The sequence below is a fragment of the Corynebacterium sp. AOP12-C2-36 genome (assembly GCF_052379185.1).
Classification (GTDB): domain Bacteria; phylum Actinomycetota; class Actinomycetes; order Mycobacteriales; family Mycobacteriaceae; genus Corynebacterium.
In genome coordinates this window covers 229,025-253,460 of sequence record NZ_JBQSYJ010000001.1, presented here as the reverse complement: position 1 = coordinate 253,460, position 24,436 = coordinate 229,025, and the positions used below count along the sequence as shown (strand labels likewise).

Genomic DNA, 24,436 nt, shown 5'->3' with positions numbered 1-24,436 from the left:
GGAGTACTCCCGTCTAGTCGTCTTCCTCGTCATCGAACGTGGGGACCACGCTGATCGGCACGTTGTCCGGGTCCTCGATGCCCGGGACGTCCATGGCGGCGGACTCCGTCTCCGCCTCGGGGGCCTCGGTACCCTTGGCTGCGGCGTAGGGGCCGACCTGGAGGGTACGCATGATGCCGTCCTCGATCTCGGAGGACAGGTCCGGGTTGGCCTTGAGGAACTCGCGGGCCTTCTCCTTGCCCTGGCCCAGCTGGTCGCCCTTGTAGGTGTACCAGGAGCCCGACTTCTTCACGAGCCCGTTGTCCACGCCCAGGTCGATGATCGAGCCCTCTCGCGAGACACCCTCACCGTAGAGGATGTCGAACTCGGCGATCTTGAACGGCGGGGAGACCTTGTTCTTCACGATCTTCATCTTGGTGCGGTTACCCACCGCGTCCTGCCCGTCCTTCAACGTCTGGATACGGCGCACGTCACAGCGCACCGAGGCGTAGAACTTCAGGGCCTTACCACCGGTGGTGGTCTCCGGGGAGCCGAACATCACGCCGATCTTCTCGCGCAGCTGGTTGATGAAGATGGCGGTCGTGCTCGTCTGGTGCAGTGCACCGGTCATCTTGCGCAGCGCCTGGCTCATCAGCCGGGCCTGCAGACCGACGTGGCTGTCACCCATGTCGCCGTCGATCTCGGCCTTCGGGGTCAGCGCGGCCACGGAGTCGACGACGATGATGTCGATGGCGCCGGAACGCACGAGCATGTCGGCGATCTCGAGGGCCTGCTCACCGGTGTCCGGCTGCGAGACCAGGAGGTTGTCCGTGTCCACGCCCAGCTTCTTCGCGTAGTCCGGGTCCAGGGCGTGCTCGGCGTCGACGAAGGCGGCGATGCCGCCGGCCTTCTGCGCCTCGGCGATGGCGTGCAGCGCCACGGTCGTCTTACCCGAGGACTCCGGGCCGTAGATCTCGACGACACGTCCACGCGGGAAACCGCCGAGGCCCAGAGCCACGTTGATCGCGATGTTTCCCGAGGAGATCACCTGGATCGGGGGACGGTTGTCGTCGCCGAGACGCATCACCGCGCCCTTGCCGAAGTCCTTCTCGATCTGCGACATCGCCAGGTCGAGTGCCTTCTGGCGGTCAGCACCTGCGTTGCCGTTCCCGCTCTTCTTCTTGGTGGCCATGTGCCCTCATTTCCGTTCTCGTTCTCGGCGCTGCCGGTGTGCAGCGCCCCGTGGACCTCACCCTGAGACCTCTACCGGTACAGAAGTCCCCGTACAGGAGAGACTCGCCAGGCACCTCCCGGGGTTCCCTGGGGAGGCCGTCGGCGTCACTGACTATTTCTACCGCACCGAGTGGACACTACAGACAATACACGAACCTGTGTTCGAGAGAAGTCGACACGCCCCGACATTGCGGTGGCCCACCCCTCCCCGCACACAGGTGCCGTCACAGGTCCTCACCGAGCCGACGCTCGGAGGGGACCTCGAAGTCGTCGCACAGCGACAGCCAGACCTCCCTGAGATCGTGCCCCTGTTCGATCAGTTCGGCGGGCGTCTCCCCGAGCCCCGCGAGGACGTGGCTCCCGGCGATCCAGCTACCGAACGAGTCGCCGAACTCTCCGTGGACCAACCGGTCGAACTCCGTACGTCGCATGGCCCATACGCTAACAGACGCACCCGTCCCACCCCGGTCTTGAACGGCGTACAAGCCACGGGCTAGAGTTCTTCACATGGCGAACTCATCAACCCGCCCGGCCGACACCGCCGACTCGGCCGATTCAGCCGCCCCGAACAATCGGGGCGGTCGACGGTCCACGGCCACCGACATCGCCCTGATGGCGACCTTCGCCGCCCTGATCATCGTGCTCGGCGCGGTGACGATCCCGGTCGGCTCCCTCGGTGTCCCGATCGTGCTGCAGAACATGGGCGTCGCCCTGACGGCGATGATCCTCGGCTGGAAGCGCGGCGGCCTCGCCGTGCTGCTCTTCATCTCCGTCGGCTTCCTCGGCGTGCCGAACATGGCCGGCTGGAAGCCCGCGTTGGCCGCCGTCGCCGGCCCCACGGTGGGCTACATCGTCGGTTACGTCGTCTCCGCCGTCGTCATCGGCGCCATCGCCCAGCTCGCACCGCGTCGCCATGCCGCACGCGTCGGTGTCTTCATCGTCGCCGGACTCGTCGGTGTCTGCGTGCAGTACCTGTGCGGCAGCATCGGCCTGATGCTGCGCGCGGGGATGGACTTCACCGGCGCACTGGTCTCCAACGCACCGTTCATCCCGGGTGACATCGTCAAGATGGTGGTCGCGGCCCTCATCGCCGCCGCCGTCCTGCGGGCCGTCCCCGACCTCGCACCGTCCGCACGCCGACGGGACAGGTCCGGGGCCGCCGCATGACCGTCACCTACGACAGGGCCGGCGTCGTCGTCGACGGATCCACGCTCCTGCACCCGGTGACCCTGGATCTCACCGAGCAACGTGTCAGCGTCATCGGCGCCAACGGCTCCGGCAAGTCGACCCTGATCAGGATGATCAACGGCCTGACCCCCGCCACCTCCGGGACGGTGGAGGTCGACGGCGTCCCCGTCGGACGCCGCGGGCGCAAGGTACGCGGTGCCGTGGGTTTCCTCTTCTCCGACCCCGACAACCAGATCATCATGCCCAGCGTGGCCGAGGACGTCGCCTTCTCACTGCGCGGTTCCGGGTTGTCCCGTACGCAGATCGCCGAACGGGTCGCCGAGTCCCTGCGTGCGGTGGGGCTGGAGGGCAAGGACGAGCAGTCCCCGCACCTGCTGTCCGGCGGCGAGAAGCAGATGCTCGCGCTCGCCTCGATCACCGCACTGTCGCCACAGGTCGTCGTCGCCGACGAGCCGTCCTGCCTGCTCGACCTGGTCAACCGCAACCGGTTGCGCCGCACCCTGGACTCCCTGGAGCAGCAGGTCATCACCGTCACCCATGACCTGGAGCTCGCCGCCGACGCCGAGCGGACGATCTGCGTCGACGACGGCAGGATCGTCGACGACGGTGCCCCGGACGACGTGATCGCCGCCTACGTCCGCCGGATGTCGGAGGTGGGCTGCCGGTGATCAGCCCCTCCCGTGTGCCCCTCGGCGTCTACTCGCCGGGGACGTCCCCGGTCCACCGCGCAGCGCCCGGGGTGAAGCTGGCCGTGCTCAGCGTCTTCCTCGTGGCCTCCGCCGTGCTGGTCGACTCCTGGGTAGGGGGAACTGTCTGCATCGCCCTGGTCCTCCTCGTGGCACTCATCGCCCGCATCCCCCCACGGCTGCTGGTACGTCAGCTCAGCGGCGCACTGCCGTTACTGGTGTTCCTCGGGTTGATGCTGTGGTGGCGCACCGACGTCCAGCAGGCGGCGACCATGGTCACCGTCCTGTTCTCCGCCGTCGGCGGGGCGGTGGTGCTCACCCTCACCACCCGGGTGTCGGAGATGATGGCCACCTTCGAGCGGATGCTCGCCCCCTTCGCCCGGTTCGGCGTCCCGGTCGACCAGGTGAGCCTGGCGCTCACCCTCACGCTGCGACTGATCCCTCTGCAGGTCCAGGCGGTCAACGACGTGCTGGACGCCCGGCGTGCCCGAGGGTCACGCTCCGCAGCGGTGTCGCTGACCGCCTTCGGCGTGCCCGTCGTGGTCAGGACGATCCTGCGTGCCCGTTCCATTGCCGACGCACTGCGTGCGCGCGGCGCGGCGGACTGACGGCCCCCACCACTACGGCGCCGAGGTCTCCCCGGCGGCCCGCCGCGGCACCGTCTTGACCTCGACACCACCCATCACGGCGATGCCGCGCACCCGCACCACGGGTGCGTCGGGCGGCAGATCACGTTCGCGTAGTCGGACCGACCTGGACCGAGCGCTGCCGAAGCCACCCATCAACCCGAACCCGTGCTCGACCACCCGGACGTCCTCCGGGACCAGGATCTGCACGCCGCCCATCACCGCGGTGACGGTGACGACGGTCTCCGGGGACTCGAAGACGGCATTCCTCAGGTCAAGCAGCGCGCCTCCCATCACGACGACCACCCGGTGGGCCCGAGCACAGGCCCACTCCCCCTTCTTGTCCACCCCGGACATCACCGCGACCGACCACGCCGAGCCCGGTACCCCGGTGACCCTAGCGTCGCCGGACGTGGCGAGTGCCGACCCCGGCGGACGGACGGGCGAGGCGCCCGCGTTGCGGCGGGACGTGCCCGCGACGACGGCCATCGGATCGACGACGAGGTCGTCGAGCAGTGCGGCGAGGTCCGCGCGCGAACCAACGCTCCACGCGGCCGCGCAACGTTCGTCAAACTCCCCCAGGTCGATCTGCCCGCGGGCGGTTGCCTCGGACAATTCAGCGAGGACGCGCTCCCTGTCCACGGTCGAGGCCCGCAGCGCATGTCCCCCGTCGCCACGGGCCTCCCCGCGTGCCTCCCTACGGGAGCTGTCGTCGGGCGGGGTCACCATGTGACGAAGCCTACTCCCCCCGGAGCTCGCGCATCTTCTGTGCGACGGCGTCGTTATTCACCGACTGTGCCTGGGTTTGCCCCTGGTTGATCGCCTGCTGCGAGCCCGAGCCGGACACGGCGTTCTGTCCGGAGTTTCCGCCACCCATCTCCGCACGCAGCTGCTCCAGGCGGGAGTGACCGGCCATGTGCACGCCGGCCTGCTCGACCTCTGCCATCCGGCCCTGCACGGAGTTCTCCGCCAGCTCGGCCTGGCCGAGGGCGTTGGAGTAACGGCGTTCGATCTTCTCGCGGACCTGGTCCAGGTTCGGCGAGTCCGCACTGGCGGCCCGGTCCATGGACTGCAGCGAGTCCGCAACCTTCTCCTGCATCTTCGCCTGCTCGAGCTGGCTGAGCAGCTTGGTGCGCTCGGACACCTTCTGCTGCAGCTGCATCGAATTGCGCTCCACGGCCTTCTTGGCCTGGTCCGCCTGCTGCAGCGACTGGTCGTGCAGCTGCTTCATGTCCTCGACCGACTGCTCGGCGGTGACGAGCTGGGCGGCGAAGGCCTCGGCGGCGTTCTCGTACTCCACGGCCTTCTGGTTGTCGCCCTCGGACCGGGCCTTGTCCGACAACGTCAACGCCTGCTTGGTGTTGGACTGGAGCTTCTCGATCTCCGCGAGCTGACGGTTCAGCTTCATCTCCAGCTGACGCTGGTTGCCGATGACGGCCGCCGCCTGCTGCGACAACTGACGGTGCTGGTTCTGCGCCTCACGGATGGCCTGCTCGATCTGCACCTTCGGGTCGGCGTTCTCCTCGATCTTCGAGTCGAACAGCGCCATGAGGTACTTCCAGGCCTTAGAGAACGGGTTTGCCATGAGTCTGAACGTCTCCTTCGGACGGGGCGATGAGGTCGCAGGGTCGGTGCGTGACAGCTAGATGTCAACCACGAAAGTATATCAGCGCGCGGCGGCGGACACCGGCTCGACCGGGGTGGCGGCGGTCAGTTCCGCCGCAGCCGCGTCGAACGCCATCATCGCAGCGGCCTCGATGATCACCTGGGACACCCGGATCCCCAGGGCCACGCACACACTCGCCAACAGCTCCGAGGAGACCTCCTTGCGGCCCCGCTCCAGCTCGGAGAGGTAGCCGGGGCTCACGTTGGCGGCCACGGCCAGTTCCCGCAGCGTGCGGTGGGAGTCCTCACGGAAGCCGCGCAACGTCGCGCCGAGGGCCTCACGCAGGAGGGGTTCGGCGAGCGTCGTGGACACTGCGTCCACGCCCGCCAGGTCGACGTCGGGTCTTTCTTTCTCGAGTACCGAAGTGTGCTTTGCCATTACCGTCTCCAACGGTTGGGGGTCCGTTTTTGTTCCCGCCAAGTCTAGACTACGACGACCGCGGCGTCCTGCCTTCGCGACGAGCCGGACGGGCCGGAGCGTCTCAGAGATCGTCGGCGACCGCGCTGAGCGCGTCCAGTGCGTCCACCGCGTCAATCGCGAGGGAGAGCGCGCGGGACGCGGCGGCGGCGCGCACGTCGCGCCGCGAGGGCCCCGTGGGTCCCGGGGAGCCGAGGTCGGCCTCCGTCAGTGACACGACGTGGTCGATGGCCTCCTCCCCGGCACGAGGGGCGAACCACACTGCCACGTAGACCTCACCGACCGGGTGTCCGTCCTGACTGTCCGGCCCTGCCACGCCCGTCACACCGAGGCCGATGTCGGCACCACAACGGGTGGCCGCGCCGCGGGCGAGCTGCCGGGCGACGTCCGGGTCCACCGGTCCCCTGGCGTCGAGCAATTCCTCATCCACGCCGGCCAGGCTGGCCTTGAGGTCGGTGGCGTAGACCACGAGACCTCCACGCAGCACCGCCGAGGCGCCGGGGATGTCCGCCACCGTCGAGGCGATCGCCCCTGCCGTCAGGGACTCCGCGGTGGCCACCGTGAACCCGGCGGACGTCGCGGCGGTCACCAGTCGACGCGCCAGGATCCCCGGCAGCGCCGAGCCCCCTGCCTCAGGCATGTGCGGCACCTGGGGCACCGTCGGCACCGGCACGGTTACGCGAATCCAGCAGGTACTGCACCCCGGTGACCACAGTCACCAGCACGGCCAGGCCCACGAGCGGGTACGTCAGCCAGTTCGTCCACTCCGGCAGCGGGGCGATCACCATGGCGACCGCGAGCGTCTGCAGGACCGTCTTCAACTTGCCGCCCTTGGAGGCCGGCACGACCTTGCCCCGACGGGCCAGGACCATGCGCCACACCGTGATACCCAGCTCGCGGACCACGATCACCACCGTGACCCACCACCACAGGTCGCCGAGGATGTTCAGCGAGACCATCGCCGAGATCATCAACGCCTTGTCGGCGATGGGGTCGGCGAGCTTGCCGTAGTCGGTGATCACCTCGTAGCGCCGAGCGAGGAACCCGTCCAGCTGGTCGGTCGCCATCAGCACGCAGAAGGCAACCAGGGCCCACCACCGCAGGGCGTGGTCGAGGTCCCGCTCGCCCTGCAACGGCCCTGCCGCGATGAGCAGCCACACGAACACCGGGATCAGGATGATCCGCACGGTGGTCAGGACGTTGGGGAGGTTGAACCGGTGGACGGCGCGACCGAACTGCGACCGCCGCGCACCGGTCATGGTGCCGTGGGGGCCGCGATCGTCACTGTTCTGCATCTCGTGCTGAGTCTCTTGCACCCTTCACATCCTACCCAGTACGGCCGTCGGGGGTAACACCGACGGGGCCCGACATCAGCGGTTGCCAGCGGACTCTACGGAGGTCCCGGAGTCTTCCTCGGTCGCGTCCGCCTCGCCGTCCGCCTCGCCGTCGTCCTTGCCCGCGTCGTGGCGCGACTTCAGCAGGCTGGCGATCACCGTCACGGCCAGGACGCCGACGATAACGATCAGCGACGTCACCGTCTCCACCTCGGGGGCACCCAGCACCGGCTCGCCACCGTTGATGAACGGCAGGCCGTTCTCGTGCAGGGCGTGCAGGATCAGCTTTGCACCGATGAAGGCCAGGATCACGCCCAGGCCGTAGGGCAGGTACACCAGGCGGTCGAGCAGTCCGTCCAGCAGGAAGTACATCTGGCGCAGACCCAGCAACGCGAAGGCGTTGGTGGTGAACACGATGTAGGGCTCCTGGGTGATGCCGTAGATCGCCGGGATGGAGTCCAGTGCGAACATCAGGTCCGTCATGCCGATCGCCACCAGGCAGACCAGCAGGGGCGTCACGGCGAACTTGCCGAGCCGACGCACAAACAGCTTGTCACCGTGGTACTCGTCGGCCACGGGAACGGCCTTGTTCAGCGTCTTTATCAGCTTCATGTCGCTGGGGTCCTTCTCCGGCTTGTCGGAGACCTCGTCGCGGACCACGCTGAACGCCGTCCACAGCAGCCAGATGCCGAAGATGTAGAACACGTCCGACCAGGCGTCGATGGCGGCGGCACCGAAGGCGATGAAGATACCGCGGAAGACCAGCGCCAGGGCGATGCCGATCAGCAGCACCTTCTGCTGGTACTCCCGCGGCACCTTGAACGTGCCCATGATCAGGGCGAAGATGAAGAGGTTGTCCACACTCAACGCCTTCTCCGTGACGTAGCCGGTGAAGAACTCCACCCCGTGGACGTGGGGGTCGCCGGGCTCACCCCAGGTGAACCAGAGGAACACCCCGAAGCAGCAGGCCAGGGCGACGTAGAACAGGCTCCACCAGGCAGATTCCTTGATGGTGGGGGCGTGGGGGGTACGCACGTGGGCGTAGAAGTCGAAGACGAAGAATCCTGCGATCACCACGATGGTGATGATCCAGGTGAGGGCGTTAACTTCCATGACGGGTCGAAACCTCCGGTCGGCTAGGTGGACCGGAGGTCTCCCCCACCACCAGCAGTGTCACTCCTGGTGGCCGGCACGACCGGGGACCGATGACGGTCGCCGTGTTGACGATCAGTGCCGTGGGCGGGGTACTCCCCTCCTGACGTCTCAGGACTATACCAGAAGCCCGCCCCGGGGGTCCCTCCCGACGACGCGGGACGAGGAGCCCTAGAACACGCCGGCGGTACCGGACGGGTCGGCGCGCACCACGCGCGGCTCGTCCTGCGCCTGGACCACGGGGATCTCCCCGGTGGGGTCGCTGTCCTGGTCCGGGTAGCCGCCCGGGGTGTCACCGGCCGGCGCACTGCCGGCACTGCCGGCGGCGGCGGTATCGGCGGTGGGGACGGCGGCGTAGTCATCCTGCGCGTAGTCGTCCTCGCCGTACTCGTCGCCCCAGGCATCGGCCTCGCCCTGGGCGTCCTTCGGAGCCTCGGCCGGGTCTGCACCCTTGAGCATCCAGACGATGGTGTCCAGCTCCTCGGGCTTGACCAGCACGTCGCGGGCCTTGGACCCCTCGGACGGGCCGACGACCCCGTGGGTCTCCATGAGGTCCATCAGGCGTCCTGCCTTGGCGAAGCCGATGCGCAGCTTGCGCTGCAGCATCGAGGTCGAGCCGAACTGACTGGTGACCACGAGCTCCACGGCCTGCAGCAGGTCCTCCAGGTCGTTGCCGATGTCCGGATCGATGTCCTTCTTCGCCTCAGCGGCCTTGTCCTCGGTGACGCCGTCGGTGTAGTCGGGCTCGGCCTGGTCCTTGGCCGCGTCGACCACGGCCTGGACCTCCTCATCGGTGACGAACGCGCCCTGCATGCGCAGCGGCTTGCCCGCACCCTGCGGGATGAACAGCCCGTCGCCCATGCCGATGAGCTTCTCCGCACCACCCTGGTCCAGGATCACGCGGGAGTCGGTGAGCGACGACGTCGCGAAGGCCAGGCGGGAGGGCACGTTGGTCTTGATCAGGCCGGTGACCACGTCCACGGAGGGACGCTGCGTGGCGAGCACCAGGTGGATGCCCGCGGCACGGGCCTTCTGGGTGATGCGCACGATCGCGTCCTCGATCTCCTTGGGCGCGGTCATCATCAGGTCGGCGAGCTCGTCGACGACGCAGACGATGTACGGGTACGGGTGGTACTCGCGCTCGGAGCCGGCGGGCGTGGTGATCTCACCGGACTTCACCTTGCGGTTGAAGTCCTTGATGTGGCGCACGCGCGTGGACTTCATGTCCATGTAGCGCTGCTCCATCTCCTCGACCAGCCAGGTCAGGGCGGCGGCGGCCTTCTTCGGCTGCGTGATGATCGGGGTCACCAGGTGCGGGATGCCCTCGTAGGGGGTCAGCTCCACCATCTTCGGGTCGATGAGGATCAGGCGCACGTCCTCCGGTGTCGCGCGCGTCAGTACGGACACCAGCAGGGAGTTGACGAAGGCGGACTTACCGGAACCGGTGGAACCGGCGACGAGCAGGTGCGGCATCTTCTGGATCGAGTGCGCCACGAAGGTGCCCTCGATGTCCTTGCCCAGCCCGATGAGCATCGGGTCGGGGTCGTCGTGGACGTTGGGGGCGTTGAGCACGTCGCCGAGGCGGACCATCTCGCGGTCGCTGTTGGGCACCTCGATACCCACGGCGGACTTGCCGGGGATCGGGGTGAGCAGCCGCACGTTGTCGGTGGCCGCGGCGTAGGCGAGGTTGGACTGCAGATTGGTGATCTTGGAGACCTTCACACCCGGGCCGAGCTCGATCTCGTAGCGGGTCACGGTGGGTCCGCGGGAGAAACCGGTGACCTGGGCGTCGATCTTGAACTCGGCGAAGACCTCGGTGATCGCCTCGATCATCCGGTCGTTGGCCTCGCTGTGGGTCTTGGCGGCCTCACCGGGAACCAGCAGTTCGGTGGACGGCAGGAGGTACTCGGCCGAGGTCACGTCGGCCACGGGCGGGGTCTCCTCGACCCCGGACGTTCCGGACGCACCGGACGCCGCCGACGCGCTCGCGGCGTCCGGGTCGGCGCCGGAGCGCGCGAGGATACGGCGGCGGGTCTCCTCGCGGTCGTCCGCGGCGGACTGCCCGGACGCCGCAGGCGCGGTGCGGGTCGCACCGGCTCCAGCCGCCGCAGCAGCGCCAGCTGCGCCAGCCGCCGCAGCCGCGGGTGCCGCCACCGGCGCCACCGCGGGCACCGAGCTCGCCGGCGCAGGGGTCTTGGGTGCGGGCGTCTTCGCGACGGGGGCAGCAGAAGCTGCGGAGGATGAGTCCTCGCCGAAGAGGTCGTCGTCGATACCCGAGGTCGCGGCCGGGCGCGAGCCACGGGTGGCCGGTGCCGCACCACCGACGGTGGGCGCCTGGAGGTCGTCGTCCTCGACCGGGGCACCCGGGTCCGCCAGCTCCTGCGGGCTCTTGCCCCGGAACACCAGGGTCGCCTGGTCGTCGGAACTGGAGCTGGAGTTGGAGTCCACCGGGTAATTGTCCATCGGCGACGGGCGGCGGGCCGCGCGGGACTCGGCGGACGCAGCGGGCCCAGCGGACGCAGGGGCGCGTCGCGTCCTGCTCATCGCGGAGGTGGAACGCGGGGCGCGGTCCTGGCGCACGGCGTCGTCGAGTTCGCGGTCGACGGAGGCGTACTCGTCGTAGTCCTCGTCGCCGTAGTCGTCATAGTCCCCCCGGGAACCGGCCCGGCTGCGGGCACGGTAGCCGAGCCAGCCGGCGAGCGAGGACACGAGCTGGCGCACGGTCATGCCGGTGAGCTGCAGGCCGCCGTAGACGATGACCATCAGCAGCAGCGGGACCGCGACGTACTCACTGAAACCCACGGCCATGGGTGTGCCGACGAACTGGCCCACGATGCCGCCGGCGGACGCCCGTCCCTCCACGGTGCCGGGCTGTCCGGCGAGGATGTGGATGATGCCGAGGACTGCCAGCACGATGATTCCGATGCCAGCGCCGAGGCGCAGCCGGGAGTGCTGGGTGGTGTCGACGCCGACCATGAGGATCCAGGCCGTGGCTGCCAGCAGCACCGGGACCAGCAGGGCGGCGGCACCGATGAGGTAGGTCAGCACGAAGTCGATGCCGCCGCCGACGGTGCCGCCGACGCCGAACCAGGACGTCCCGGCGACGATGAGCGCGAGGGCGAGGGCGCCGAGGGCCGGGCCGTCGGCGCCGCCTCCCACGCGTTCGCGCGGCGCGTCGCCGAGCTGGTCCCGGTCGTCGTCCTCGGTCACGTCGCTACCTGCGCCGGACGCCGTCCTGTCGTCCTCCACGTGCCTGTCCACTCCCTTCGGTGCGGTCTTCTTCTTGGTGCCAGCTTTCTTTGTGCCGGACTTCCTCCTGCCGCCGGAGGCCCTGTCGATCACGGTCGTGGGCAGTTCGGCGGCGTCGTGGCCGCCCTGGCCGCCGTCATCGCCGTAGGCGTCGTCCGGGGCGTCGGGCGTCTTCACCGACAACTTGCGTGCGAGCCCACCGATACCGCGGGACATGCCGCCGAACATCGACCCCACCGACGACCCCACGGCGCTGAACGCGCCGCCGGTTCGTTCGAAGTCGGTCGTGTCGTAGGACGGCATCCGTCTGGTCTGCGTCGCGGCGCGCTTGGGTGCGTTGCCGGACGGACGGGTGGAACGCCCAGTGGAGCGCCGGGAGGAGGTCCCGGGAGAGGTACGCGTGCGACTGGTCGTTGACATGCGCGCCAGTGTAGCCCGGCGACCCCACCATTAACAGTCGCAACACGCGTCACATCCGTGACATTTGCCGGGCGACCGACGAAACCCTACTTACAGGCTGACCCGGCGCACGTCCTCCTCATTGCCCTCCACGGTCACGTCACAGGCCTTAATCCTGCCGTAAATCCACAGGAGAAGCTCGCCGGCCTCACCGGTCACGGTCACCCCGGGGGACGTGTTTCCCACGGTCACCGACTCCCCGGCACCGTCGGTACGCACCAGCGTGACCGACACCCCGGAGCTGCGGATCAGCCCGCGTGCCATCTGCGACACCGCGCGCCACAGCGTGTCCCTCGTGCCCGCGGGCAGGTCACGCGGGGTCCACTCCCCTCCCCCACGGCGGGCGTCCTCGTGGTGGACGAAGTTCTCGCCCAGGTTGATGAACCGGTCGCCCAGCCGCATCGGGTTCCACACGGGCGGGCCGTCGCGGTAGAGCTCCACGAGCTCCTCGAAGGGACGCCCCTCGTAGCGGGAGGTCATCGAATCCAGGTGCCCGGACAGCGGCGGCAGGAACATCCCGGCCATCGCGTCCGGACGGTACTCGCGCAGCACCAGGTGCACGGCGAGGTCACGGGTCGCCCACCCCTCGCACAGCGTGGGCTCATCGGGGCCCAGGGACAGCAGAAGGTCCGCCAGGGCCAGGCGTTCATCGTGGGAGACTGTCATGTCTCACGATGCTACGCCGGGTCCGGGCGGACCGTGTGCGGAGTACCGGTTGTACCGGTCGAGCCGGCTCCACCGGACTACAGGGAGGGGACGTGGTCCTCCGGGTCGAGCTCTTCGACGATCTCGCTCGTCATCGGGACCACGGTGGGCACGATGAACGGCTCGCGCTTCCACTTGTCCTTGACGAACTTCGCGACCTTGCGGCGCAGCGTCTGCGCCATACGGTACGGGTCGGTCTCGCCGGAGCCGGACTGGTCGAGCATCACGTTGTCGACCAGCTCGGCGACCTGACGCATCATGTCCTTCGACGCGTCGGAGAAGCCGCGGGCCTGGACCTGCGGATCCTCCAGCGGACGGCCGGTGCGGTTGTCCACGACCACGGTCACGGAGATCAGGCCGCCCTCGGACATCGCGGTGCGGTCCTCGAGCTCCTCGGCTCCCACGTCACCCATGGTGACGCCGTCGACGTAGAGGTTGCCGACCTGGATCTGGCCGACCACGGAGGCCTGACCGTTGACCAGGTCGACGACCACGCCGTTCTGCGCGAGCACGGTGTGGTCGCGGGCGACACCCGTGGAGATGGCCAGCTCGCGGTTGGCGCGCAGGTGGCGCCACTCGCCGTGCACCGGCATCGCGTTGCGCGGACGGGCGGCGTTGTACAGGAACAGCAGCTCGCCGGAGTAGCCATGGCCGGAGGTGTGCACCATGGCGTCCTTGCCGGTGATGACCTCGGCGCCGATCTGCGAGAGCATGTTGATGACGCCGAAGACGGCCTCCTCATTGCCGGGGACCAGCGACGAGGACAGGACGATCAGGTCGCCCGGACGCACGGTAATCTGCCGGTGCTCGCGACGCGCCATGCGCGACAGCGCGGCCATCGGCTCACCCTGGGTACCGGTAGTGATCAGCACGACCTTGTGCGGTGCCATGCGGGCGGCCTCGTCCATCTGGACGATGGTGCCGCGCGGGGCGGTCAACAGGCCGAGACGCTCGGCGATCTCCATGTTGCGGATCATCGAACGGCCGCTGAAGGCGACCTTGCGGCCGGCGGCGACGGCGGCGTCGACCGCCATCTGCACGCGGGCGACGTTGGACGCGAAGGACGCGATGATCACGCGCTGCTTGGCCTCGGTGACGATACGGCGCAGGTTCGGGCCGATCGCCGCCTCCGACGGCGACACACCGGGGGTGGTCGCGTTGGTGGAGTCGCACAGGAACAGGTCGATGCCCTCGTCGCCGAAGCGCGACAGTGCCGGCAGGTCGGTGGGACGTCCGTCGGCCGGGGTCTGGTCCAGCTTCACGTCACCGGTGTGCACGATCATGCCGGCGCCGGTCTTCAGGGCGACACCGAGGCACTCCGGGATGGAGTGGCCGACGTTGAAGAAGCGGATGTCGAAGGGGCCACGGTTCTCGTGGGAGGTGTCGTCGACCTCGATCAGCTTCGGACGCAGACGGTGCTCCTGGCACTTCGCCGCGATGAGGGCGCAGGTGAACCGCGAGCCGAGGATCGGCAGGTCGGCCTTCTGCTTGAGCAGCCACGGGATCGCACCGATGTGGTCCTCGTGACCGTGGGTGACCACCAGGGCCTCGACGCGGTCCCACTTGTCGTCCAGGTAGGAGAAGTCCGGCAGGATCAGGTCCACGCCCGGCTCACCGGAGGACGGGAAGAGCACGCCGCAGTCGATGATGATGATGCGGTTGTGGTACTCGAAGACGGCCATGTTGCGGCCGATCTCGGAGATACCGCCGAGCGCGATGATGCGCATGCCGTCCTTCGGCGCTGCCGGCGGCTTGGGCAGACGCTGGGTGAGGTCGGCACCCTGCATCGTCTGCACGGTGCCACGGCGGCCGCCGCCCTGGTTTCCACCGTTGTTGCCGCCGTTGTTTCCACCACGGTTGCCACGGTTGCGGTTGTTGCCGCTGTTGTTGTTGCGGTTGCCTCCACCGTTGCCACGGTTGCGGTTGTTGCCGCCACCGTTTCCACCGTTGCCGCCGCCGTTGTTGTTGCCGCCACCGTTGCCGGAGTTGGCGTTGCCGGAGTTGCCACGGCCGCGGGAACGGCGCGAACGGGTGCGGTTGCCGCCACCGTTGTTGTTGCCACCCTGCTCGGCGGAGCCCGCCTGCTCGGTGTTGCCACCCTGCTCGGCGGAGCCCGCCTGCTCGGTGTTGCCACCCTGCTCGGCGGTGCTGGCCTGCTCGGCCGCTGCGGCCTTGGCCTGGCCACCGTCGTTGAAGGTGGTGCTCACGTCCGCTGCGCTGGTGTCAGCGCTCGGCGGAGCGGCCTTCCGGGTCACCTTGCGTGCCCGGGAACGATTCTCAGTCATGTTGTCCTTAAATTCCTGCGTCACGCAGGTCCTCTGCCAGCCGGTCGTACTCGTCCGGCGTGGGTTCGATGATCGGGAGGCGCGGTGCGCCCACCTCGATTCCTTGAAGTTTGAGTGCCGCCTTGGCGAAAGCCACCCCTCCGAGCCGGGCCTGGGCACGGGTCAGCGGGGTCAGGCGGTTGGCGATCGTCCGGGCGCCGGTGATGTCACCGGCGTCGACGGCGTCGCGGAGTGCGCGCAGCTGCGGGGCCGCGACGTGTCCGATGACGGAAATCACGCCGGTCGCCCCCACGGCGAGCCACGGCACGTTCAACGGGTCATCCCCTGAGTACCACGCCAGGTCCGTCTCCTCCAGCAGCTGCATCGCCGCGGGCAGGTCGCCCTTGGCGTCCTTCACCGCCTGGATGTTGGGGTGGTCGGCGAGTCGACGAATCGTGTCGGACTCGATCGGGACCACGGTGCGGGACGGGATGTCGTAGAGGCAGATAGGGGTGTCCACCGCATCAGCAACCGTGCTGAAGTGCTGGTAGAGCCCTTCCTGACTCGGACGGGAGTAGTACGGGGTGACCACGAGCAGACCGTCCGCGCCAGCGTCGGCGGACGCCTTCGACAGCTCCACGGACTCCGCGGTGCTGTAGGTTCCGCTGCCGGCGACGAGCTTCACGCTGTCGCCGAGTTCGGCACGGACTGCCTTGAGCAGGTCGATCTTCTCCGAGGGGCGGACCGTGGGTGACTCACCCGTGGTGCCGCTCAGAACAAGAGCGTCGCAACCCTGGTCCACCAGGTGTCCCGCCAGGGATACGCCGGCGTCCAGGTCGATGCTGCCGTCCTTCGTGAAGGGCGTCACCATCGCCACAGAGACCGTGCCGAAGATCTCGGCGCCTGTTGTCGCTGTCATACCTGTGCTCATGTCAGCATAGGTTACCGCCCACGGGCCCCGATGTGTACCAGGACCCCCTCCGGCGCGCCGTGGCGCTCAGATGTCGGCCACGTAAGGGCTGGTCGCCATGGTCGTGCCGTCGCGAAGTTCGGTCACCGTGAAATCGTCGAAGATCTCCGGGCTGACCGTCCTGAGCAGCCCCAGGCACTCCACCGCCACCCGGCGGATCTCCGGATCGGCGTGCTCGGCGGCGCGCATGCCGATGAAGTGGCGCCAGGAGCGCATGTTGCCCGTCATCACGAAACGCGTCTCGGTGGCGTTGGGCAGCACCGCACGCGCCGCCTGACGCGCCTGTTTGGCACGCAGCACCGAGTTGGTCTCTCCCGAGGCACGCTCCTCGAGGGCCTCGAGGAGCTCGTCGTAGGCGTCGCGCGCCACGTCGGTGGCGTGCAGCAGCAGCTCGGCGACCTCCGGGTCCTCGGCGATGACGTCGGGCACCACCACCGCGGACTGCTCCTGCGGCACGTAGCGCTGCGAGAGCTGGCTGAAGGAGAAGTGACGGTGGCGCATGATCTCGTGCGCACACGAGCGGGACACCCCACGCAGGTACACCCCCGCCGAGGCGTGCTCCAGCAGGCTCAGGTGCCCGACGTCCAGGATGTGCCGGACGTAGGCGTCGTTCGCCGCGGTGTGCGGGTTCGGACGGTCCCACGTCTCGTAGCAGGCGCGTCCGGCGAACTCCACGAGGTTCGAGGCGTCACCGCCGGTGGGCGACGGCTCCCAGGGCACGTCCTGCGGCGGGGTGAACGTGGTCTGGGAGATCAGGCGTGCGGAGAATTCCGCGCTGGTGGACATCGGTCCTCTGCTCCCCGCCCGCTACTCGGCCGGGACGCCGAGGGTGTCGAGGCCGAGGAACTTCTCCAGCCCGATGCTCAGCCCCGGGGTGGACGGCACCTTGTCCAGGCCCAGCAGCACGCCCGGGACGAAGGACTCACGGTCGTAGGAGTCCTGCTTGATGGTCAGGGTCTGACCGGCCGCACCCAGGATCACCTGTTCGTGGGCGACCATGCCCGTCATACGCACCGCGTGCACCGGCACGCCGTCGACGTCGGCGCCACGGGCACCGTCGAGCTCCTGGTCCGTGGCGTCCGGCTGCGCGCCGAGACCGGCGGCCTGCCGGGCGCGGGCGATGCCCTCGGCGGTGTGCACCGCCGTGCCGGACGGGGCGTCCTTCTTGTTCGGGTGGTGCAGTTCGATGACCTCGGCGGAGTCGAAGTACGGCGCGGCGATCTCCGCCAGCTTCATCGTCAGCACCGCCGAGATGGCGAAGTTCGGTGCCACGAGCACACCGGTGGACGGGTTGTCCGCCAGCCAGCCGCGCAGCGTGTCATAACGCTCCGGGGTCCAGCCGGTGGTGCCGACCACGGCGTGGATGCCGTGGCCCACACAGAACTCCAGGTTGCCCATGACGGCGTCGGGGACCGTGAAGTCGACGACGATCTCGGTGCCGCTGGTGACCAGGGCCTCGAGGTCGTCACCGTGGTCCAGGGCCGCGGAGAGCTCCAGCCCCTCGGTCTTCTCCACGGCGGCGACGACGGCGGTGCCGACCCGTCCGTGTGCTCCGAGAACTCCGACCTTCGTCATGTGCATATCCTCCTGGGTTGTTCGGTGTGTGGCTGGCAGTGGTGTGCCGGGGTGTGCCGGGGTGCCTATTCGGCGTCGACGAGGACCAGGGAGATCTTGCCCCGGTTGTCGATGTCGGCGATCTCGACCTCGAGGGACTGGCCCACGGAGAGCTCGTCCTCGACCTTCTCCACCCGGCGGTCGCCGCCGAGGTTGGAGATGTGGACGAGGCCGTCGCGGCCCGGCAGCAGGGAGACGAACGCGCCGAAGGCGGTGGTCTTCACCACGGTGCCCAGGTAGCGGTCGCCGACCTTCGGCAGCTGCGGGTTGGCGATGGAGTTGACCTTGTCCAGCGCTGCCTCGGCGGCCTTGCCGTCGGCGGCGGAGATGAACACGGTGCCGTCGTCCTCGATGGAGATGTTGGCGCCGGTCTCCTCGGTGATCTGGTTGATCGTCTTGCCCTTCGGCCCGATCAGCTCACCGATCTTGTTCTGCGGGATGCTCACGGTGGTGATGCGCGGGGCGAACTCGCTCATCTCCTCCGGGCCGGCGATGGCCTCGCCCATGGTGGACAGGATCTCCAGGCGCGCACCACGTGCCTGCGACAGCGCGGCGACGAGGACGTCGGTGGGGATGCCGTCGACCTTCGTGTCGAGCTGCAGGGCGGTGACGTAGTCGGCGGTGCCGGCGACCTTGAAGTCCATGTCGCCGAAGGCGTCCTCGGCTCCGAGGATGTCGGTCAGGGTCACGTGGGTGTCCTTGCCGTCGACCTCACCGGTGACCAGGCCCATGGCGATACCCGCCACCGGGGCCTTCAGCGGCACGCCGGCGTTGTACAGCGACAGCGTCGAGGCGCAGACCGAGCCCATCGAGGTCGAGCCGTTGGAGCTCAGCGCCTCGGAGACCTGGCGGATGGCGTAGGGGAACTCCTCGCGGGACGGGATCACCGGCAGCAGGGCACGCTCGGCGAGCGCGCCGTGGCCGATCTCGCGGCGCTTCGGCGAGCCGACGCGTCCGGTCTCACCGGTGGAGTACGGCGGGAAGTTGTAGTGGTGGATGTAGCGCTTGGAGTCCACCGGGCTGAGGCTGTCGATGGTCTGCTCCATCTTCAGCATGTCCAGGGTGGTGACACCCAGGATCTGGGTCTCGCCACGCTCGAACAGGGCGGAGCCGTGTGCGCGCGGGACGAGGTCGATCATCACGCCGAGGTCGCGGATGGCGGTCGCGTCGCGGCCGTCGATGCGGAAACCGTCGGTCAGGATGCGGCTGCGCACCAGCTGACGGGTGACCTCGTTGTGGGCGTTGCGGATCTCGGAGGAGCGTCCCTCGAACTGCGGCTCGAGGGCGTCGACGACCTCCGCCATGTCGGCGGAGAGCTGCTCGTCGCGCTCGGCCTTGTCGGCGATGGCCATGATGCCGGCCAGCTTGGTGGCGGACTCGGACTCCACGGCGGCGAAGACGTCCTCGCCGAAGGGCGGGAAGAGCTCGAAGTTGCGGGCCTGGGTGTCGACGGCGTCGGCCAGTGCGGCCTGTGCACCGCACAGCTCCGCGATGAACGGGCGCGCGGCGTCGATACCCTGGGCGACGATGGCCTCGGTCGGTGCCGGGGCACCCTCGGCGACGCGCTCGACGACGTTGTCGGTCGCGCCGGCCTCGACCATCATGATGGCGACGTTCTCGCCCGGGGCGGGCTTGCGGCGGCTGCGGCCCGTACGGACCGGCTCGACGACGCGTCCGGCGACGACGAGCTCGAAGACGGCCTTCTCCTGCTGCTGACGGTTCGGGAAGGCGACCCACTGGCCCTCGGCGTGGTCCTCGTCGACGACGAGAGCCATGCGCACGCCACCGACCGGGCCGGAGACCGGCAGGCCGGAGAGCTGCGTGGAGGCGGAGGCGGCGTTGATGGCGACGACGTCGTACATGTCGTCGGGGTCCAGCGACATGACGGTCACCACGACCTGGACCTCGTTGCGGATGCCCTTGGCGAAGGTCGGACGCAGCGGGCGGTCGATCAGGCGGCAGGCCAGCACGGCCTCGGAGCCGGGGCGACCCTCGCGGCGGAAGAAGCTGCCGGGGATGCGTCCGGCGGCGTACATGCGCTCCTCGACGTCCACCGTCAGCGGGAAGAAGTCGAGGTTCTCCTTCGGCTTCTTCGAGGCGGTGGTGGTCGACAGCATCATGGTGTCGTCGTCGAGGTATGCGGTGACCGCACCGTCGGCCTGACGGGCCAGCAGCCCGGTCTCGAAGGAGACCGTGCGGGTACCGAAGTCACCGTTGTCGATGGTGGCGGTGGACTCCCAGACGCCGGAGTCCGGGTCGATGAGCTCCGCGGTGTGCGTCGGGGCGGGCTTGGTGGCCTTCTTCTCCGGAGCCTTCTTTGCGGGGGCCTTCTTGGCCGGCGCCTTCGAGGTGGCGGTGGTGCCCGCGCTGGCCTTCGCGGGGGTCTTCTTGGCGGGGGCCTTCTTGGCCGGTGCCTTCTTCGCCGGGGCCTTCTTGGCCTGGGTGTCGTTCTCGTTCTGGGAAGTCACGTTGGTGTGTCTGCCTTCTACGTCTTTGATGTTCCCGGTGTCGATCATCGGTGCCGACGGTGGGAGCGGTCTTTCGTGATTCGGAAATCCTGGACAATTGCCGCAGATCACCTTACACCACGTCAGGCATGATTCGCTGCTCCGGCTCGTCCACCACATGCGCAAGCGCACCGCCGATACACCGGTCGGTGTAGCGCAACAGCGCCCACCCCCACCTCGTCGCCATGTTCCCCTTCCACCGGTCGACGACGAAGGTGCGTTCACCCGCCTTCGCCCCACCGGCACCGTGGAAGGCGAAGCTGTCGATCTCGACGAGCACCCTGGCCTCCCGGTTGCTGGCGGTGCCGGTGACGACCCCGTCGAGCAGCCCTGCCACCGCGCCCCGGCGGCTGCGCGACAGCGCAGCGATGTCGGACGCCAGGACGTCGTTTCCCTTCACCCCCGGGTACGCACGCGCGAGCATCTCACCGAGATGCTGCGCCGGGACGTCCTGCATCAGCTCGACCGCGGTCTGCACCGGCGTGATCACGTCGAGCCCCTCGACGCGCCGCGTCCGGGGACGCGCGCGGGTCCGGACGTCCAACAGCGCTCCTCCGCTGCGGGCCCCGCCGCGCGGAAGGTAGGCCTGCGCCGGCCAGCTCATCTTCTCGCACCCCCCCCCGTAGATCGCGCCGGCCGTGGTCCCGCGGAACACCAGGCCGTCGTGCCCGGCGGCGAGGGCCTGCAGCACCTGCATCTCGGAGACGTCCCCGGCCGCGTAGTACCCGCGGGCGAGCCGGATCAACTCCCCGTTCGCCACCTTCGTCGCAATCCCGTGGCGTGTGAGTCCCCGCGCCGACAGTTGCGCGGTGCTCCACACCGCATGATCCTTCCCCACCCCACCCATGGTCACCCTCCCCGGTACCGTGTCGTTCTGCACACGAACACTACGGCACTCCCCTGCCCCCGGGGGATGGTCCTGCGTAAAGTCTGCACATCTGCACCGACCGTGGCAGCGAGGGAACCGAAATGCAGGGATTGCGCCGGCCGCCCCCGTCACCACACGCGAAAACCCCGCGGAATGAATCCGCGGGGTCACTGGGAGAGGTCGACTAGCGACGTAGGCCCAGGCGCTCGATCAGGGAACGGTAACGCTCGACGTTGTTCTCCTGCAGGTACTTCAGCAGTCGCTTGCGACGACCGACCAGCAGCAGCAGGCCGCGGCGGGAGTGGTGGTCGTGCTTGTGGAACTTGAGGTGCTCAGTGAGCTGACGAATACGCACGGTCATCAGCGCGACCTGCGCCTCGGGGGAGCCGGTGTCGGTCTCGTGGAGACCGAACTCCTTGAGGGTGTCAGCCTTCTGGTCCTTGGTCAGAGCCATGGTGATTCTCCTGATTGTTGTTTCAGTCCGCGCAAAAAGTAGACGTTCGACACGCCGTTGTGACTACCGCGAACCACAGTCACAGACCGACCGACACTATCATCCGCGCTCGGCCGGGACCAATCGTCGGGTGGCGGCGACGTCGTTGCCGATGGCGGTGACCAGTTCGTCCAGCCCGTCGTAGGTCTCCTGGCCACGGATGTGCTCGATGAAGCTGACGGTGACCTTGCGTCCGTACAGGTCGGCGTCGCGGTCCAGGACGAAGGCCTCCACGCTGCGGGTCTCGTCGCCGAAGGTGGGGTTGGTGCCCACGGAGATCGCCGCGGGCAGGTGCACGTCGACCGGCATGTCGCCGACGAGCGCGCCGGCGGGATCCTTCTGCGTCGGCAGGATGCGCAGGTCGCCGGCGTAGACGCCGTCGGAGGGCAGCGCCTGGCTGTCCGGGAAGTAGAGGTTGGCGGTCGGGAACCCCAACGCGGCCCCGCCACGTCCTGCACCGCGGGTGACCACGCCACGCACGGTGAAGTTGCGGCCGATCGCGCCGGCGGCGGAGGCGACGTCGCCGGCGGCGAGGCGTTCGCGGATCCAGGACGAGCACACGGTGTGGCCGTCGTCTCCCCCGTCCTCGTCACCGTCCTCGTCACCGTCCTCGTCACCGTCGCGCAGCAGCCCGTGCACGACGACCTCCACGCCGTAGCGTTCCCCGAGCTCCTTCATCGTCTCGGCGGTGCCGGACGCCTGGCTGCCGAAGGTGAAGTTCTCCCCCACCACCACGGCGCGAGCCTTGAAGCGGTCCACGATGACGTTGCGGAAGTACTCCTCGGGGCTCCAGGAGATGATCTCGTCGTCGAAGGCGACCACGACCATGCCGTCGATGCCGTAGCGGGCGGCACTGACGGCGCGCTGTTCCACGGTCGCCAGCAGCGGCGGCACGTTCTTCGGCAGAAAGATCACCGTGGGGTGCGGGTCGAAGGTCATCATCAGCGCGGGGACGTCGAGCTCGCGAGCCTTGTCCACGGCGGTGCCGATGAGTTTCTGGTGCCCGCGGTGCACCCCGTCGAAGACACCGATCGTCACGACGCTTCCCTGGAGGTCCGAGGGAACCTCGTCCAGTCCATTCCAGATATCCACGGGCACAACACTACGACATCGTGGCCCACCACATAGACTGTGCTCCATGCCTGGAAGTGAATCGGCCGTGGGGCTCATCGCCCGCTCCGGCCTCGTCGTCGTGGACAAACCCGCCGGAATGACCAGCCATGACGTGGTCGCCCGCTGTCGCCGAGTATTCGGCACCCGGCGGGTGGGCCACTCCGGGACACTGGACCCGATGGCCACCGGCGTGCTGGTCATCGGGGTGGAACGCGGTACGAAGTTTCTCGCCCACGTGGTCACCCACGACAAGCGTTACGAGGCCACGGTGCGCCTCGGCGCCTCGACGGTCACCGACGACGTGGAGGGTGACGTGCTGACCACCGCCGCGCCGGACGCCCTGGCGTCGCTGACCGAGCAGCGTGTGCGCGAGGCCTTCGCCGCGCAGACCGGTGAGATCATGCAGCGCCCCAGCAGTGTCAGTTCGATCAAGGTCAACGGGCGTCGCGCCCACGAGCTGGTGCGCGAGGGGGTGGACGTGGTGCTGCCGGAGCGTCCGGTCACCGTGCACTCCCTCGACGTCACCGACGTGCGCCTCGGCGCACCCGACGGTGCTTGCGAGGTGGACGTCTCCGTGCACTGCTCCTCGGGCACCTACATCCGCTCCATCGCCCGCGACGTGGGCGAGGCGCTGGGCGTGGGCGGGCACCTCAGCGCGCTGCGTCGCACCAGCGTGGGCCCGTTCGACATCCGGGACGCCCGGACGCTGGACGCCCTGCTGCAGGTGCGCGACACCACCGACGCCGCCCCGGAGCTGTCCCTGGGGCTCGACGCGGCGATGTCGACCTGCTTCCCCGTGCGCGAGGTCAGCGCCGACGAGGGTGTGGCGTTGTCGCTGGGCAAGTGGCTGGAGCCGGAGGGCACCAAGGGGGTGTACGCCGCGGTCACGCCGGACGGCCGGGCGATCGCGCTGCTGGAGGAGAAGGGACGGCGCGCGGCCAGCGTGTTCGTGGCGCGTCCGGCGGGCATGGACTGAGCGCGACACCATTCGGCCCCCGATTCAGCGCGTCTCACGCCGGTACTCTACAATGCCAGAGTGTGAGACTGACTCTCCCGACCAGTGAGACGGGCGGGGGTGCGGTGAAGATACAGCCAAACAGTTGGACGTCAGAGAGGAAGCCATGGCAGAGAACGAGAACTCCCGCCAGATCCAGTGGAACGGCGGACTGCAGCAGGAGGCCGTCGACCTGCTCCGCACGCCGGGCCACATCGTGGTCACCCCGACCAAGGTCGGCTACATCATCGCCACCAGCGACCGCGAGGGCCTGGAGCGCAAGTTCGCTGTCAAGCACCGTAAGCGCAACAAGCCCGGCGTGGTGCTGTGCGGTTCGCTGGAGCAGCTCAAGGAGCTCGCCCAGCTGACCCCGGAGATCGAGAACTTCTACCGGACCTGCGCCGAGCGCGACATCCTCATGGGCTGCATCCTGCCGTGGAAGGACGGTGCGCAGGACAAGTACATGCCCGAGGGCGCCGGCGAGCTGGCCTCGGACACCCGCAACACCAGCTGCTTCGTCCTGAAGTTCGGCACCCCCGGCGAGAACATCGCCCGTGAGCTGTGGGAGAAGGACCGCCGCCTGGTCTTCGCCTCCTCCGCCAACCCGTCCGGCCAGGGCAACCGTGGCCTGATCGAGGGCATCGGCGACGAGATCGCCGGCGAGGCCGACCTGATCATCGAGGGCAACGACTACGTGGCCTCGATCCAGCCGGACAAGAGCATCGACACCCGCTACGAGCAGGGTGTGATGGTCTCCATGGTCGACGACGACGGCACCCTGGTCCCCGAGCAGAACGGTGAGCGCGGCGTGACCCCCTGCCCCACCCTGATCCGCAAGGGCATCTACAACGACGAGATCGTGCTGATCCTCGCCGACCAGTTCAACTCCTGGGACTTCCGCCAGGGCGGCTACTACTGA

At 68.6% G+C, this 24,436-nt stretch carries 23 protein-coding genes; 5 read left to right on the top strand and 18 right to left on the bottom strand.

What is annotated here, in order from left to right:
• Positions 1-13: 13 nt before the first annotated feature.
• Positions 14-1,171 carry a recombinase RecA gene (gene recA, locus ACT3UN_RS01105; RefSeq protein WP_441578751.1) on the bottom strand — a complete coding sequence of 386 codons (1,158 nt, stop codon included), beginning with the start codon at positions 1,169-1,171 and terminating at the stop codon, positions 14-16.
• Positions 1,172-1,436: 265 nt separating this feature from the next.
• Positions 1,437-1,643: a DUF3046 domain-containing protein gene (locus tag ACT3UN_RS01100; protein WP_444617203.1), complete on the bottom strand. Its 207-nt coding sequence runs from the start codon at positions 1,641-1,643 to the stop codon at positions 1,437-1,439.
• Positions 1,644-1,824: 181 nt separating this feature from the next.
• Between ACT3UN_RS01100 and ACT3UN_RS01095 the strand changes: the two genes are divergently transcribed.
• The 3 genes from ACT3UN_RS01095 to ACT3UN_RS01085 are packed head-to-tail and all read left to right on the top strand — an operon-like array spanning position 1,825 to position 3,694.
• Positions 1,825-2,379 (top strand): biotin transporter BioY, encoded by a 555-nt coding sequence (locus ACT3UN_RS01095; protein WP_301443441.1) that lies wholly within the window; start codon positions 1,825-1,827, stop codon positions 2,377-2,379.
• A complete protein-coding gene (locus ACT3UN_RS01090; RefSeq protein ID WP_301443435.1) occupies positions 2,376-3,068 on the top strand; it encodes an energy-coupling factor ABC transporter ATP-binding protein in 693 nt (230 codons plus the stop codon). Before ACT3UN_RS01095 ends, ACT3UN_RS01090 begins: the two co-directional genes overlap by 4 nt.
• Positions 3,065-3,694 carry an energy-coupling factor transporter transmembrane component T family protein gene (locus ACT3UN_RS01085; protein ID WP_441578750.1) on the top strand — a complete coding sequence of 210 codons (630 nt, stop codon included), beginning with the start codon at positions 3,065-3,067 and terminating at the stop codon, positions 3,692-3,694. Before ACT3UN_RS01090 ends, ACT3UN_RS01085 begins: the two co-directional genes overlap by 4 nt.
• 12 nt (positions 3,695-3,706) lie before the next feature.
• Here ACT3UN_RS01085 and ACT3UN_RS01080 read toward each other — a convergent pair whose 3' ends face one another.
• From ACT3UN_RS01080 to ACT3UN_RS01005, 16 genes are all read right to left on the bottom strand, one after another.
• A complete protein-coding gene (locus ACT3UN_RS01080) occupies positions 3,707-4,441 on the bottom strand; it encodes a DUF1707 SHOCT-like domain-containing protein (protein WP_444655817.1) in 735 nt (244 codons plus the stop codon).
• Positions 4,442-4,451: 10 nt separating this feature from the next.
• Complete coding sequence (locus ACT3UN_RS01075; RefSeq protein ID WP_441578748.1) at positions 4,452-5,297, bottom strand: PspA/IM30 family protein; 846 nt, start codon at positions 5,295-5,297, stop codon at positions 4,452-4,454.
• Positions 5,298-5,378: 81 nt separating this feature from the next.
• On the bottom strand, positions 5,379-5,756 hold the full coding sequence (locus ACT3UN_RS01070; protein ID WP_301443439.1) for a helix-turn-helix domain-containing protein: 378 nt from the start codon (positions 5,754-5,756) through the stop codon (positions 5,379-5,381).
• A 103-nt stretch (positions 5,757-5,859) separates the two neighbouring features.
• On the bottom strand, positions 5,860-6,435 hold the full coding sequence (locus ACT3UN_RS01065; RefSeq protein WP_441578747.1) for a CinA family protein: 576 nt from the start codon (positions 6,433-6,435) through the stop codon (positions 5,860-5,862).
• Positions 6,428-7,054 (bottom strand): CDP-diacylglycerol--glycerol-3-phosphate 3-phosphatidyltransferase, encoded by a 627-nt coding sequence (gene pgsA / locus ACT3UN_RS01060; RefSeq protein ID WP_301443442.1) that lies wholly within the window; start codon positions 7,052-7,054, stop codon positions 6,428-6,430. The genes ACT3UN_RS01065 and pgsA overlap by 8 nt, the downstream gene beginning before the upstream one ends.
• Before the next feature lie 111 nt (positions 7,055-7,165).
• Positions 7,166-8,242 carry a TerC family protein gene (locus ACT3UN_RS01055; RefSeq protein ID WP_441582084.1) on the bottom strand — a complete coding sequence of 359 codons (1,077 nt, stop codon included), beginning with the start codon at positions 8,240-8,242 and terminating at the stop codon, positions 7,166-7,168.
• A gap of 210 nt (positions 8,243-8,452) precedes the next feature.
• Positions 8,453-11,950, bottom strand: a complete 3,498-nt coding sequence (locus ACT3UN_RS01050) for a DNA translocase FtsK 4TM domain-containing protein (RefSeq protein ID WP_444655815.1) — start codon at positions 11,948-11,950, stop codon at positions 8,453-8,455.
• A 90-nt stretch (positions 11,951-12,040) separates the two neighbouring features.
• Positions 12,041-12,655 carry a TIGR03085 family metal-binding protein gene (locus tag ACT3UN_RS01045; RefSeq protein WP_441578744.1) on the bottom strand — a complete coding sequence of 205 codons (615 nt, stop codon included), beginning with the start codon at positions 12,653-12,655 and terminating at the stop codon, positions 12,041-12,043.
• Between the two features lie 77 nt (positions 12,656-12,732).
• Complete coding sequence (locus ACT3UN_RS01040) at positions 12,733-14,979, bottom strand: ribonuclease J (RefSeq protein ID WP_444655813.1); 2,247 nt, start codon at positions 14,977-14,979, stop codon at positions 12,733-12,735.
• A 7-nt stretch (positions 14,980-14,986) separates the two neighbouring features.
• Positions 14,987-15,889, bottom strand: a complete 903-nt coding sequence (dapA, locus tag ACT3UN_RS01035) for a 4-hydroxy-tetrahydrodipicolinate synthase (RefSeq protein ID WP_301444238.1) — start codon at positions 15,887-15,889, stop codon at positions 14,987-14,989.
• Between the two features lie 66 nt (positions 15,890-15,955).
• Complete coding sequence (thyX, locus tag ACT3UN_RS01030) at positions 15,956-16,714, bottom strand: FAD-dependent thymidylate synthase (protein WP_301444239.1); 759 nt, start codon at positions 16,712-16,714, stop codon at positions 15,956-15,958.
• Positions 16,715-16,735: 21 nt separating this feature from the next.
• Positions 16,736-17,503, bottom strand: a complete 768-nt coding sequence (gene dapB / locus ACT3UN_RS01025; protein ID WP_444655811.1) for a 4-hydroxy-tetrahydrodipicolinate reductase — start codon at positions 17,501-17,503, stop codon at positions 16,736-16,738.
• A 65-nt stretch (positions 17,504-17,568) separates the two neighbouring features.
• Positions 17,569-19,803 carry a polyribonucleotide nucleotidyltransferase gene (locus tag ACT3UN_RS01020; RefSeq protein WP_444655847.1) on the bottom strand — a complete coding sequence of 745 codons (2,235 nt, stop codon included), beginning with the start codon at positions 19,801-19,803 and terminating at the stop codon, positions 17,569-17,571.
• 319 nt (positions 19,804-20,122) lie between these two features.
• The gene (locus ACT3UN_RS01015; protein ID WP_444655809.1) at positions 20,123-20,869 is read right to left on the bottom strand and encodes a type IV toxin-antitoxin system AbiEi family antitoxin domain-containing protein; all 747 of its coding nucleotides are present in this window, start codon (positions 20,867-20,869) and stop codon (positions 20,123-20,125) included.
• Between the two features lie 232 nt (positions 20,870-21,101).
• Positions 21,102-21,371: a 30S ribosomal protein S15 gene (gene rpsO, locus ACT3UN_RS01010; protein ID WP_441578739.1), complete on the bottom strand. Its 270-nt coding sequence runs from the start codon at positions 21,369-21,371 to the stop codon at positions 21,102-21,104.
• Between the two features lie 99 nt (positions 21,372-21,470).
• On the bottom strand, positions 21,471-22,502 hold the full coding sequence (locus tag ACT3UN_RS01005) for a bifunctional riboflavin kinase/FAD synthetase (protein ID WP_441578738.1): 1,032 nt from the start codon (positions 22,500-22,502) through the stop codon (positions 21,471-21,473).
• Between the two features lie 46 nt (positions 22,503-22,548).
• Between ACT3UN_RS01005 and truB the strand changes: the two genes are divergently transcribed.
• Complete coding sequence (truB, locus tag ACT3UN_RS01000; RefSeq protein WP_441578737.1) at positions 22,549-23,499, top strand: tRNA pseudouridine(55) synthase TruB; 951 nt, start codon at positions 22,549-22,551, stop codon at positions 23,497-23,499.
• A gap of 145 nt (positions 23,500-23,644) precedes the next feature.
• Positions 23,645-24,436 carry an L-threonylcarbamoyladenylate synthase gene (locus ACT3UN_RS00995; protein WP_301444024.1) on the top strand — a complete coding sequence of 264 codons (792 nt, stop codon included), beginning with the start codon at positions 23,645-23,647 and terminating at the stop codon, positions 24,434-24,436.